At 68.6% G+C, this 9008-nt stretch carries 9 protein-coding genes; 2 read left to right on the top strand and 7 right to left on the bottom strand.

Going from position 1 to position 9008, the window contains the following annotated elements:
* Positions 1 to 101: 101 nt before the first annotated feature.
* Both QR64_RS17445 and glpX read right to left on the bottom strand, forming a co-directional pair.
* The gene (locus QR64_RS17445; RefSeq protein ID WP_006553903.1) at positions 102 to 1517 is read right to left on the bottom strand and encodes a class II fumarate hydratase; all 1416 of its coding nucleotides are present in this window, start codon (positions 1515 to 1517) and stop codon (positions 102 to 104) included.
* Between the two features lie 119 nt (positions 1518 to 1636).
* On the bottom strand, positions 1637 to 2671 hold the full coding sequence (gene glpX / locus QR64_RS17440) for a class II fructose-bisphosphatase (RefSeq protein ID WP_006553904.1): 1035 nt from the start codon (positions 2669 to 2671) through the stop codon (positions 1637 to 1639).
* Between the two features lie 183 nt (positions 2672 to 2854).
* Here glpX and QR64_RS17435 point away from each other — a divergent pair, with 183 nt between their 5' ends.
* Positions 2855 to 3424 carry a DUF4245 domain-containing protein gene (locus QR64_RS17435; protein ID WP_024103281.1) on the top strand — a complete coding sequence of 190 codons (570 nt, stop codon included), beginning with the start codon at positions 2855 to 2857 and terminating at the stop codon, positions 3422 to 3424.
* A gap of 44 nt (positions 3425 to 3468) precedes the next feature.
* Here QR64_RS17435 and QR64_RS17430 read toward each other — a convergent pair whose 3' ends face one another.
* From QR64_RS17430 to QR64_RS17420, 3 genes are read right to left on the bottom strand one after another with little or no spacing between them, the layout of a single operon-like run.
* A complete protein-coding gene (locus QR64_RS17430) occupies positions 3469 to 3747 on the bottom strand; it encodes an exodeoxyribonuclease VII small subunit (protein ID WP_039586396.1) in 279 nt (92 codons plus the stop codon).
* Positions 3744 to 5009 carry an exodeoxyribonuclease VII large subunit gene (gene xseA / locus QR64_RS17425; RefSeq protein WP_039586394.1) on the bottom strand — a complete coding sequence of 422 codons (1266 nt, stop codon included), beginning with the start codon at positions 5007 to 5009 and terminating at the stop codon, positions 3744 to 3746. The genes QR64_RS17430 and xseA overlap by 4 nt, the downstream gene beginning before the upstream one ends.
* Entirely contained in the window at positions 5006 to 5710 is a 705-nt protein-coding gene (locus QR64_RS17420) for a lipid droplet-associated protein (protein ID WP_006553908.1), read from the bottom strand. The genes xseA and QR64_RS17420 overlap by 4 nt, the downstream gene beginning before the upstream one ends.
* Before the next feature lie 99 nt (positions 5711 to 5809).
* On the opposite strand from QR64_RS17420, the gene QR64_RS17415 reads away from it, so the two are divergent.
* Entirely contained in the window at positions 5810 to 6808 is a 999-nt protein-coding gene (locus QR64_RS17415) for a 4-hydroxy-3-methylbut-2-enyl diphosphate reductase (protein WP_006553909.1), read from the top strand.
* 78 nt (positions 6809 to 6886) lie between these two features.
* Here QR64_RS17415 and QR64_RS17410 read toward each other — a convergent pair whose 3' ends face one another.
* Positions 6887 to 7786, bottom strand: coding sequence for a DUF6542 domain-containing protein (locus QR64_RS17410; RefSeq protein ID WP_232238034.1), 900 nt, complete (start codon positions 7784 to 7786; stop codon positions 6887 to 6889).
* 24 nt (positions 7787 to 7810) lie between these two features.
* Entirely contained in the window at positions 7811 to 8974 is a 1164-nt protein-coding gene (locus tag QR64_RS17405) for a DNA recombination protein RmuC (protein WP_006553911.1), read from the bottom strand.
* Positions 8975 to 9008: the final 34 nt, after the last annotated feature.

The following is a 9008-nucleotide window of genomic DNA, read 5'->3' as shown; positions in this document are numbered from 1 at the left end:
ACATCACCCATCTGTCTCAGACAGGTTGACAACTTCCGAATTGCTGTAGCGGATGGCGAAAATCGTAGCGGATGCAGACAGGTCGATCGGAACCCTGCGGGTCAGGACTTCTCGTCCACCCGCGTCATCGCCAGGACGTCGAGGCGGCGGTCCAGTTCCTCCTCGCTCAGGCGGTCGCCGACGAGGCCGCGGTCCACGACGGTCTGACGGATCGTCTTCTTCTCCTTCAGCGCCTCCTTGGCGACGGCGGCCGCCTCCTCGTATCCGATCGCGGAGTTGAGGGGAGTGACGATCGACGGCGACGACTCCGCCAGTGTGCGCAGATGTTCGACGTTCGCGACCAGCCCGGTGATGCAGCGATCGGCGAACAGTCGGGAGACGTTGGCGAGCAAACGAATCGACTCGAGGACGTTGCGGGCCATCACCGGGATGTAGACGTTGAGTTCGAACGCCCCGGCGGCGCCGCTCCACGCCACAGTGGTGTCGTTGCCCACCACCTGTGCGGCGACCTGCGTAACCGCTTCGGGAAGAACGGGATTGACCTTGCCCGGCATGATCGAACTACCGGGCTGCAGATCGGGGAGCTGGATCTCGGCCAGACCCGTGAGCGGACCGGACCCCATCCAGCGGATGTCGTTGGCGATCTTCGTCAGCGACACGGCAACGGTGCGCAGCGCCCCGGACACCTCGACCAGAGCGTCACGCGCGGCCTGAGCCTCGAAACTGTTGCGGGCCCCCTGCAACTCGTCGAGCCCCGTGGTCTCGACGAGCACGGCCACGACACGCGCCCCGAAATCCGCCGGTGCGTTGAGGCCCGTGCCCACCGCGGTACCGCCGATCGGCAGTTCGCCGAGGCGGGGGAGGGTCGCGCGGAGACGTTCGATCCCGGCCTCGATCTGGCGGGCGTAACCACCGAACTCCTGGCCCAGGGTCACCGGGACCGCATCCATCAGGTGCGTACGACCCGACTTGACGACCGTGCGCCACTCCTTCGCCTTCTCGGCGAGGGCACCGTGCAGGTGCTCGAGGGCGGGGATCAGATCCTTCACCGTCGCCTCGGTCGCGGCGACATGCGTCGCGGTGGGGAAAGTGTCGTTCGACGACTGCGACATGTTGACGTCGTCGTTGGGGTGGACCGTGACGCCGGCCTTCGCGGCGAGCGACGCGATGACCTCGTTGGTGTTCATGTTCGAGCTCGTGCCCGAACCGGTCTGGAAGACGTCGATCGGGAACTGGTCGTCGTACTCACCCGCGGCGATGGCATCGGCGGCCGCGACGATCGCGTCGGCCTTGTCGGGGTCGAGCAGACCCAGGTCCTTGTTCACCCGGGCGCAGGCGCTCTTGAGCAGACCCAGCGCGCGGATCTGTGCGCGTTCGAGTCCACGGCCCGAGATCGGGAAGTTCTCCACGGCGCGCTGCGTCTGGGCGCGCCACAAGGCGTCGACCGGAACCTGGACCTCGCCCATCGTGTCGCGTTCGATACGGAACTGCTGAGAAGACTGTTCGGTGTCGGTCATGTCCTCCACGTTATGCCGCCGGAACGAACGAGGAGGGGCACTGCACCAGAACTCGGTGCAGTGCCCCTCCTCGGAAGGATCGGTGACGATCAGGGCAGTGATGATCAGGGCAGTGATGATCAGGGCATGGGCGGCGGGGAGCCGGCGACACCGTGGAAGTCGATGGACGAGAACTCGCTGAGCTTCTGCAGGCGGTGGTACGCCTCGATCATGCGGACCGTGCCCGACTTGCTGCGCATCACGATCGACTGCGTCTCCGCGCCCCCGGCGGAGTAGCGGACGCCGCGGAGCAGCTCACCGTCGGTGACGCCGGTCGCGCAGAAGAAGATGTTCTCGCCGGTGACGAGATCGGTGGTGGTGAGGACACGGTCGAGATCGTGTCCGGCGTCGATCGCCTTCTGGCGCTCGGCGTCGTCCTTCGGTGCCAGGCGACCCTGCAGCGCACCACCCATGCAGCGCATCGCGGCCGCGGCGATGATGCCCTCGGGGGTACCGCCGATGCCGAGCAGCATGTCGACACCCGAACCCGGACGTGCAGCGGCAATCGCGCCGGCGACGTCGCCGTCGGAGATCAGACGGATGCGGGCACCCGCCTCGCGCACCTCCCTGATGATCTGCGCGTGGCGCGGACGGTCGAGGATCGTCACGGTCAGGTCGGCGTGCGCGATGTTCTTCGCCTTCGCGACACGGCGGATGTTCTCCGCGATCGGGGCGGTGATGTCGATGACGTCGGCGGCCTCGGGACCGACGGCGATCTTCTCCATGTAGAACACGGCGGACGGATCGAACATCGCGCCCCGCTCGGCCACGGCGAGCACCGCGATCGCGCCGGGAGCGCCCTTCGACATGAGGGTCGTGCCGTCGATGGGGTCGACCGCGACGTCGCACAGCGGACCGTCGCCGTTGCCGACCTCCTCACCGTTGTACAGCATGGGCGCTTCGTCCTTCTCGCCCTCACCGATCACGACGACACCCTGCATCGACACGGAGCTGACCATGTGCCGCATCGCGTCGACCGCGGCGCCGTCGCCACCTTCCTTGTCGCCGCGTCCGACCCACCGGCCGGCCGCCATCGCCGCGGCCTCGGTGACGCGGACCAGTTCGAGCGCGAGGTTGCGGTCCGGAGCTTCGCGGCGTGGGGTGCTGGCCGTCATGGGCTACTGCCTCCTGGAGACTTTTCGGTCGACGCGGGTTGCGCCGGCAGAGGGAGCGGGCGCCGAGGGCGCCCGCACGATCCGTGTGTGTCGCGTGGCTATTGTCTCATCACGGCCGATGGTGTGGGCTGTCGGACCCGCCCGGCCTGAGCCTGCCCGTTTCGTAGCTGTCAGACTGGACGGGTGGCATCCAAGAAACCTCGCATCCTGCAAGACGGTCGAGATATGGCGTGGTCGCTGATCCCGCTGCTCGTGCTGATCCTCTTCATCGCGGCGATCGCCAGCCAGTGCGAGTTCAAGCCCGGCGGACCCACGGCGGGTCCCGTGCCGAGCTTCGACATCGATGCCGGCCTGAAGTACGACGCGGCGGAACTCGGATTCCCGATCCGCCACCCCGAGGTGCCCGAGGACTGGCAGCCCAACTCCGGTAGCCGCAGCATCGTTTCCGGTAACCAGGGCGGCGATTCGAGCACCGTCGGTTTCATCACTCCTGCAGGTCGCTACGTGCGCTTCACCCAATCGGATGCCGGTGAGGACGAACTGGTGCGATTCGTCGCCGGAGGTGCCCGCACCGCCACCGACACCAGGTCCGTCGAGGGCCACGACTGGGTGGTCTACGGCGGCGAGGGCGTCGAAGCGCTCTGGGTGTCGGACTTCGGCGACGTGCGCATCCTGATCGGTGGCTCCGGCGACGAGGCCGAGTTCACGACCCTGGCCACCGCCGCGGGCAGGGCCGAGCCCCTCGAACCCTGATCCGGGTCGGAGCGACCGAGCCCTGATCGTGAGCTCGGTCGAGGTCAGTCCTCGTCCTCGTACTCCTCGTCCTCGTACTCGTCGTCTTCGTCCTCGTCGTCCGCGAGGGAGAGCGCCTGCTCGACACGTTCGCGGGCGCCGGCGAGATGTTCCTCGCAGCGCTGCGCGAGTGCCTCGCCGCGCTCCCACAGCTGCAACGAGTCGTCGAGGTCGAGTCCGCCCTGCTCGAGCATCTTCACGACGTTGACGAGTTCGTCCCGAGCTCGCTCGTAGCCGAACTCCCGCACATCGGCGTTGGCGTCGTCGGTTCCCGCGTTCGTCACTGTCCTGATCTTCCTTGTCGTTCGTGTCCCATGACGGCGGCGCGGGCCGCGCCGTCCGCCACGCGCACTCGCAGCTGGGTGCCGATGGGCATCTCGTCGAGTGTGCGTACCACTTCGGGGGCGCTGCCCGGCACGATCCGCTGGACCACGGCGTAGCCACGCGCCAGGGTCGCCGCGGGCCCGAGGGTCGCCAACCGTGCCCGCAGGTGTTCGAGCGTCGACGATTGCGACGAGATCAATCGCGTGACGTCGCGTCGTGCCGCGTGCTGCAACCGCTCGATCTCCTCGTTCCGCCGGTCGAGATCGCGGAATGGATCGGCCAGGACGGGACGGTCGCGCAACTGTGCGATCACGTGTTCCTCGCGCCGGACCCAGTTGCGCAGCGCCGCCGCCGACCGTGCTCTCAGTTCGTCGACGAGATCGAGTTCGGCAACCGCATCGGGTACGACGCGCTTCGCGGCGTCGGTCGGGGTCGCGGCCCGCAGGTCGGCGACGTGATCACAGAGCGGACTGTCGGGCTCGTGGCCGATCGCGCTGACCACGGGCGTCGTACACGCGGCGATCGCGCGGCACAGCGCCTCGTCGGAGAAGGGCAGCAGATCCTCGACGCTGCCGCCGCCGCGGGCGAGGACGATCACGTCGACGTCCGGGTCCTTGTCGAGTGCTTCGATGGCGTCGATGAGTTGCGTGACCGCGGTCGAGCCCTGCACCGTCGCGTGGCGGACGTCGAACTGCACGGCCGGCCAGCGACGCTGCGCGACCGACAGCACGTCGCGTTCGGCCGCGCTGCCGCGGCTGGTGACCAGACCGACGCGGCGCGGCAGGAAGGGGAGGGGGCGCTTCAACCGCGGGTCGAACAGTCCCTCGGCCGCGAGCAACGCACGCAGTCGTTCGAGCCGCGCGAGCAGTTCACCGATACCGACGGCCCGGATCTCCGTGACTCGCAGCGCCAGACTGCCGCGGCCGGGCCAGAAGGTCATCTTCCCGAACATGATCACGCGGCTGCCCTCGGTGAGCGGCACCCCCGATTGCTGCAACAACTGGGGTGAACAGGTCACCTGCAGGGACATGTCCACCGACGGGTCGCGCAGGGTCAAAAACGCCGTCCGCGTCCCGGGGCGGGCGTTGATCTGCGTGATCTGCCCTTCGACCCAGATGGTGCCGAGCTTGTCGATCCACCCGGCGACCTTCTGCGCCACGGTGCGGACGGGCCAGGGCTGCTCCGCGGAGTTCGGGCGTGCCGCGTTCTGTCCGGCCGTCACTTGTTACGCGCGCTCGTGATCCGGTTCGACAGCATCGTCACGAACGGAGTACGCGCGGCGTGAGCATTCTCGTATTCGAGCACCGCTGTGAGCTCGTCCACCGACAGTGCGCGCAGGCGGGCACGCAGTTGGGCGAGGGTCAGCGAGTCGTAGTCGAGGTATTCGACGATCTCGGAACGATCGTCGGAGGCGACCTTCGTGTCCGTGGTCTCGCCGATCTTCGTGACCTCGGCGTCTGCGGACTTCGCGGCGGCCTTCTTCGGAGCAGACTTCTCGGCTGCCGTCTTCTTCGCGGGCCCCTTCGTCGTCGCGGTGCCGGCCTTTACCGGTGCGGCCTGCTCGGCCACGGGTGCGTCGGCTTCGGTGGCTGGCGGGATCGAGTACAGGGCGAACCGGCCGGGAGCGCCGTTCGCGGCGCTGTTCGTCGAGGTCGCGGTCTCGTCCGAAGGGGTCGAGCCGTCGTCGTCGAAGGTCGCCCACTGTGCGGTCTCGGCGGGCTCCGCTCCGAAGATCTCGAAGAACTGGTCGCCCTTGATGGCGAACGAGGTCATGACCTGCTGCACTCGCATCGTCGTCTGCAGGATCTGGCTCACCGTCGTCATCGGCAACGAAACGGCTGTGCTCGGCAGCTTGAGGGTCTCTTCGTACGCGGTGACAGCAACGCCGGCAGCCACCCGTGCCAGGAACGGTGGACGGATCATGCCCCAAGACTGCCCGATGATCGGCGTGATTGGTAGCCGGGGAGCACGTCGGCTGCGAGCTGGAAAGCCACACTCCGACGCGCCCCGTACTCTGGAGGTATGTCTGCGCCTGTTCCTCTCGAAGTCGGGATCACACGGTCCGCCGGTCTCTCCACCTCCGGAAAGCGCGTCCTGCTCGCCGAGCCGCGCGGCTACTGCGCCGGCGTCGACCGCGCCGTCGAGACCGTCGAGAAGGCGCTCGACAAGTACGGTGCGCCGATCTACGTCCGCAAGGAGATCGTGCACAACCGCCACGTCGTCGACACGCTCGCCGACCGCGGCGTGGTGTTCGTCGACGAGACCGACGAGGTGCCCGAGGGTGCCGTGCTCGTGTTCTCGGCGCACGGTGTGTCGCCCGCGGTCCACGAATCGGCCGCTGCCCGGCAGCTGCGCACCATCGACGCGACCTGCCCGCTGGTGACGAAGGTCCACCAGGAGGCCAAGCGCTTCGCCCGCGACGACTTCGACATCCTGCTCATCGGTCACGAGGGCCACGAGGAGGTCGAGGGCACCGCAGGTGAGGCCCCCGACCATGTGCAGCTCGTCGACGGTCCCGACGCCGTCGATTCGGTGACCGTGCGCGATCCGTCGAAGGTCATCTGGCTGTCCCAGACCACCCTGAGCGTCGACGAGACGATGCAGACCGTGCAGCGTCTGCGCCAGAAGTTCCCGCAGCTCCAGGATCCGCCGAGCGACGACATCTGCTACGCCACGCAGAACCGCCAGGTCGCGGTGAAGGCGATGGCGCCCGAGTGCGATCTGGTGATCGTCGTGGGGTCGCGGAACTCGTCGAACTCCGTGCGGCTCGTCGAGGTCGCCCTCGGTGCGGGTGCCCGGGCAGCGCACCTGGTCGACTACGCCAAGGAGATCGATCCGGCCTGGCTCGAGGGTGTCGAGACCGTCGGCATCACCTCCGGCGCGTCGGTCCCCGAGATCCTCGTTCAGGGCGTCGTCCAGTTCCTCGACGAGCGCGGTTTCCACGACGTGCAGTCGGTGACGACCGCCAACGAGACCCTGGTGTTCGCTCTCCCGCGCGAACTGCGCGCGTCGCGTCGCTGAACCGGGTAGTTCCGTAGAGCGAAGACGACCGGTCACCGCCGTGAATCGGCACGTGACCGGTCGTCTTCGTCGTGTGGGTCAGTCCTCGTAGCGGTCGCGGTACCGCACGCGCGGCGGCTCGTAGCCCTGCGTGGGTGCGGGGGAGGGCGCCGGTCGACCGGTGTCCGGCTCGGGTGCGGGACGGCGCCGCGGCTCGCGGACCTCCGGCTGCACCGGGTCCGCAGGTCGGGGAGCGCGGGTACGCCGGGGAGCGGGCTGCTCGGCGGTCGGGGATTCGGGACGGACGCGGCGACGGGATCGGGTGTCGGCGACCTCCCGGACCGACGCCTTCGCGGCCGGCGTCCCGCGGCCCGAAGCGGTGCGACGTGCATCCGCAGGGGTGGCCGTCGCCGGTCGCCCCCGGCCCGCACGCCTGGTCGGCCGGTCGTTTGCAGCGCGTGTCGGCCGGTCGCCCGCGGCGCGAGCGGGGCGGTCCTTCGCGGTTCCGGTCTTCGCTGCCCGCGGCTTCGCCCGCTCTCGCGGCGCACGGGCACGTACTCCCGTGTTCTGTCGGGTCACGAAGATCCGGAAACCGCCGATGGCCAGTGCCAGGAGTGTCGCCACCAGCATCGCCGGGAAGCGGTTCACCAGCGGATAGGCGACGTTGAGCGCGAGATCCTTCAATCCGCCGGTGCTGGCGGAGGAGACGATCTCCTGACCGATCGGCACCGCGAGGAGCAGCAGCAGAGGCGGCTGGGCCATGGCCGTGAACAGTCCGCGATAGCGCACCGCCACCACGGCCGCGACGCAGCCGAGCACGTAGAAGACAGTGAACGCAGAGGTCAGCTCGTTCCCGCGTGCGCTGTCGAGCAGCACCCCGAGAAGCGTCGTTCCGGCTGCGATCGCCACGGCACCCCACCAGGGCACACCGGGCACCGTAGGCACCAACGACCGCATGTCGAGCGGCACCGCCGAACGTGCACGTTGGGTTGCAGACACAACGTAGACATTAGCGTGGCGATGTCAGCTCGCTTCGTCGACAGGACCGTCCGCCACTGCTCTTTCTGCCAGAGTGCTGCGTCGCGGCCAAGCGTCGACACGCTGCACCTCGGGCACCTCACCGTCGAATATTTCCAGGTCGTGGAGTTTGCGGGCCGTCACGCCCACCCGGGTGTCCATCGACGAGACCGTCATGTTGAACGAATCGACGGCCTTGCCGAGCTGGTTGCCGAGCCGATCGAGGTGGGAACCGACCACACCGAGCCGTTGGTACAGTTCACGGCCCAATCGGTGGATGGTCGCGGCGTCGCGGGAGAGCGCCTCCTGCCGCCAGGTGTGTGCGATCGTGCGCAGCAACGCGACGAGCGTGGTCGGTGTGGCGAGGATGACGTTCCGGGCGAAAGCGTGCTCGAGCAGATCGGGATCGGCGCCGAGCGCGGCATCGAGGAACGGATCGCCGGGGACGAACAACACGACGAACTCGGGCGTCGGGTCGAACGACTCCCAGTAGGCCTTCGCCGCCAGTTGGTCGATGTGGGTGCGCAGTTGGCGTGCGTGGCGCGTGAGGTGCCGGTCGCGCTCGTCGGGCTCCTCGGCCTCGGCGGCATCCAGATAGGCGGCGAAGGGCACCTTCGCGTCGACGACGATCTGTTTGCCACCGGCGAGGTAGACGAGCAGGTCGGGGCGCACCCCGTCCTTGCTCACCTGGGTGTCGAAGTCGCAGTGCCGGACCATCCCGGCGAGCTCGACGACGCGTTCGAGCTGGATCTCGCCCCATCGTCCGCGGATCTGCGGCGCGCGCAGCGCGGTGACCAGCTGCTGGGTCCGCGTGGACAGCAGCTGCGACGCGCGGTGCATGCCCTCGACCTGCTCGCTCAGCCCGGCGTAGGCGTGCACGCGGTTGCGTTCGACGTGTTCGACCTGCCGGGCCAGCGCTCCGACGGCCTCGTTCAACGGGCCGACGAGCCGCGAGACCTGGTCGCCGATGGCACCGGACTGCCGGCGCGCGGCATCCTCGCTCACCGCTGCCAGCGACTGACGCAGCTGCTCCTCGTTGTCCCGCAGGGCTGCCAGCTGCGCCTCGGCACGGGCTGCGCGTTCGCCGTCGCGGGTGGCCCGCAACAGCCAGCCGAGCACCACCCCGAGACCGAGCGCGACGAGCAGGCCGAGTGCCGTGAGTGCTGTCATGTGGCGGATGATGCCTCATCGATGCGACATCCAC

Source organism: Rhodococcus sp. Chr-9, assembly GCF_000801125.1.
Classification (GTDB): Bacteria; Actinomycetota; Actinomycetes; order Mycobacteriales; family Mycobacteriaceae; genus Rhodococcus; species Rhodococcus pyridinivorans.
The sequence above is the reverse complement of the archived record's forward strand: the minus strand, read 5'-3'. Positions and strand labels throughout refer to the sequence as shown.